Genomic DNA, 3338 nt, shown 5'->3' with positions numbered 1-3338 from the left:
GTGAGGATCTGATGCAGATCGCGCATCGCACCGTCGATCTGCTTGTCCCAGGGCAGGTTCGGATCCAGGTCACTGGCCAGTGGAGCCATCGCGTACCCCACCATGGCGGCCAGCAGGTCCGCCTTGTCCTCGAAGTAGTGGTACGGGGTCATCGCGCTGATGCCCATCCGGCCGGCGAGCTTGCGCAGGTTCAACGCGGCCAGGCCCTCACTGTCAATGAGATCGAGCGCGGCCTCGATCACCACCTCGCGGTTCAGTGTCGGCTTGGGTCCGGGACGGCGCCGTTCAGAGGTGGCCATCAAAGCATTCCTTAACAACTGTAAGAACTCAGCTTAGGCTTCTTACGATTGTAAGGACAACAGCCCGCCTGGCTCGATACGGACTGCCCGTCCCGCCAAGGCACCTGCATATGCCCTGTGATCGGCTGGCGCATTTTCGAATACGGCGGTTAGCAACGACATTCGCCGCCCCGACGTCGCATGTCCTCCGCATTGGTCCACTGCGCCACTAGTTGCCGCTAGTGGCGCAGGATCCCGGTCGCCAGCAGCCTGTCGGCCGCTCGTAGCCCGGTGGTGGTCGCCGCTTCGATGTTCTGCATGCTCTGCGAGTCGCCGGCGAGCTGGATACGCGTGTCTTCCTCGCAGAGCCTGCGGAACTTGCCCAGCTCGCGGTAGAAGCCGATCGGATTGACCTCCAGATACCACCGACGGACCTCGGCGAACTCCACTGTGGGAACGATTTGGGGCAGGATCGTGCCGACTCCCTCCAGTACGGCCCGGCGGATGTCATCGTCGTCGTCGTCGCAGTGGTCACGACACCAGGTGTCAAGCAACGCCACCGACATCAAGCCCTTGCTCTCGGGCGCGCGCCCGGGCGCCTTGTGATGATCGAACATCAACCCAGTCACGAACGGATGTGTGGATTCGGGCACCAGTATGTAGGTGGCGTCCAGCGGTGGGCGTTGGGACAGACCAACATTGACGACCAGCAGGCGGTTGTTGTTGACCCGCCGCAGAAAACCCTTACGCCAGTCGTCCAGCTGGCGAACCGTCTCCGCGGTAACCCTTCCCGGGGTGGCGACAATGCACGCGGCGGCCCGTTCGACCCGCGGTGTCCCGCCGGCATCGGTCCACTTGACGGTGACACCCCCACCGATGTCCTCGATTTCGTTGACATTGGCACCCAGATCGACCTTCTTGTCCTGTGCGACGCGTTCGGCGTAGGAGTTCATGCCGTCCTTGAACGCCAACAGCTTCGCTCCAGCGAGCAGCGTGAGCAGGGCGAGAAAGTCGACTCGCGACGTGTCGGCGCCGCTGGTGGCCGAGATGCCGCGCATCAGCGCGCCGATCAGGAATTCCTGCAGCTCCGGGCTTAGGTGCGACTTCGCCCAGTCGCGCACGGACTCGGTGTCGTAGCGGCCCGCGCCCGGAATCCGGTCGTAGAGAGCCCTTCTCGAGCGCACCAACTCCGGCCCGAGCTTGACCAGCTCAGCCTTGGCCCGCGGCGAGAGCAGCTTGGTCTTGAGGATCGCCGAGACCAGGTGGTCGCCGTCCAGATCATGCAGCACACCGTCGCGCACGACGCTGAGCATGAACCTCCCCGCGACGACGTCGTTGCCCATCCCGATCTCGTCAGCGATCGACAGCACATTGCGGTAGGTGCTGGTGATGAAGAAGGCGCCGTTGTCGACGATGAATCCGTCCCGGTAGGTTGTCGACATCTTGCCGCCCACCCGGTCTGCGGCATCCAAGAGCCGAACTGAAACGCCCGCTCGGGCCAGCCGGTGCGCCGCCGCCAGCCCTGAAGGGCCGGCTCCGACGACGATGACATCACCAGGATCCGGCCCCGGTGCCGCACCGCTCACCACCTCACACCCGAAGTGCAATCAACGATTCAGGCCGCCGGGGTCGCCGGGTCAGTCCATCGTCGAGTGCGGCGTTGATCGCAGTACCGATCGGCGCGGTTCCGAGCCGGGCATTATTGCTGACCTCGAAATCGCATATGCCCCAGCGGTTGTTGTCGCCTGGGAGCCACACGTCACAGATCGAGTCGACGTAGTAGACGTTGTGCAGGTGCGCCACGACAGCATCCATCGGGTCGGCTTGCAGTGTGAACACCTCGTCGTTCGGCATCGACCACCGCACCTGACCGCCACGATGGGTCAATCCGTCGGGTTCGAGATATGTCACGGCGTCGACATCGACGGCGTAGTCGATCTGGCCGTCGCGCACAAGATAACCCACCCTTACCAATGAGTCGTCCGAGGCATGCCACAAGATCGAGCCGAAAGAAAGATCAGGGCCAAAGGTTCCGGAGATCCATCGGTGACTCTTGAGCGTCATCGTGTTCCGCAGGCCCCAGGAGTGGTCCCGATGGTACATCCCGTTGATGTCATAGCTGCGGCCGTCGATACGCACGCGACCCGAAATCCGTCCGGAGGTCTCGTAATGGTCTTTGGCGAAGTCCTGCGCCATGCTGCTGCTCGGCGGAAAAAAGTCGGTGAGCGGATAGAAGTTGTCCATGGTCAGGTCTGCGTAGACGCCGGGCTCGTCGATCACCAGCCGCGGCGCTCCCTCATCGACGTGCCACTGTGAGCCCCCCGCGCGGAATCCCCGCTCGGTGGTCACCTGCTCCAGCGGCAGCTGAAAGTCGTTGCGGCGGTATCGGATGCCGTCGGCAGTAGCCACAAAGCACTGCAATGCCGCGCGACCGCCTCCTGGCCGATTGGGCTCATGGCCGATCCGGCTCACACCGCCCACCCCCGCCACCCGGTCATACCAATGGACGAACACACTTTCCTGCCATTCCGAGTCCTCGGTATCAGGTTCGTGGCTGCCCTCGTCAGAGATGTCGTAATGCTTGCTCATCGTCCTCGACCTACTGCCCCGAGCACGCGTCTGAATGGGTTGAGCATCATGACCCTCTCTCCTGGCATCGGCAGATGCTTGCCGCACTCCTCGGTATAGCCGAGACATCATTCAGTCGGCGAGATCACGCGGCGCGGCCCATGATAGTGGCGAATGATCGTATATTCAATGTTGAAAGTATTTTCATCTAGCTGCCGTCGATCGCCACCCTGGTCGGTTGCGCGAGGCCGCTGACCGAGGTTTGCTGCGACGGTATGCTCAAGCTCTAGCAGGCACAATGATGGAACGCGACCCGTTCAGCACCCAGCGAGACGTCGGCTTGGCCGTCGGCGCGGAGTTGAATGCGGCCGGATTCGACGATGCCGACGAAATCGGGCGCGGTGGTTTTGGGATCGTCTACCGGTGCTCCCAGCCGGGTCTGGACCGGGCCGTGGCGGTCAAAGTTCTCACGGCCGAACGCGACGAGAACCG

4 protein-coding genes are annotated in these 3338 nt (G+C 63.0%); 1 reads left to right on the top strand and 3 read right to left on the bottom strand.

Features of this window, described 5'->3' with window-relative positions; all coding sequences use genetic code 11:
- The 3 genes from WAN02_RS32000 to WAN02_RS31990 all read right to left on the bottom strand — a co-directional run.
- Positions 1 to 299 (bottom strand): TetR/AcrR family transcriptional regulator (locus tag WAN02_RS32000; protein ID WP_422269375.1); only part of this gene is annotated, 299 nt, incomplete at its 3' end.
- Between the two features lie 218 nt (positions 300 to 517).
- Positions 518 to 1864: a protoporphyrinogen/coproporphyrinogen oxidase gene (locus tag WAN02_RS31995; RefSeq protein ID WP_422269374.1), complete on the bottom strand. Its 1347-nt coding sequence runs from the start codon at positions 1862 to 1864 to the stop codon at positions 518 to 520.
- A gap of 4 nt (positions 1865 to 1868) precedes the next feature.
- A complete protein-coding gene (locus WAN02_RS31990; RefSeq protein WP_422269373.1) occupies positions 1869 to 2867 on the bottom strand; it encodes a DUF7065 domain-containing protein in 999 nt (332 codons plus the stop codon).
- Between the two features lie 277 nt (positions 2868 to 3144).
- On the opposite strand from WAN02_RS31990, the gene WAN02_RS31985 reads away from it, so the two are divergent.
- A partial coding sequence (locus tag WAN02_RS31985; protein WP_422269372.1) for a hypothetical protein occupies positions 3145 to 3338 on the top strand: 194 nt, incomplete at its 3' end.

The sequence above is a fragment of the Mycobacterium sp. genome (assembly GCF_049281135.1).
Lineage (GTDB): Bacteria > Actinomycetota > Actinomycetes > Mycobacteriales > Mycobacteriaceae > Mycobacterium.
Note: the sequence above shows the minus strand (reverse complement) of the source record. Positions and strands in the feature narration are given on the sequence as shown.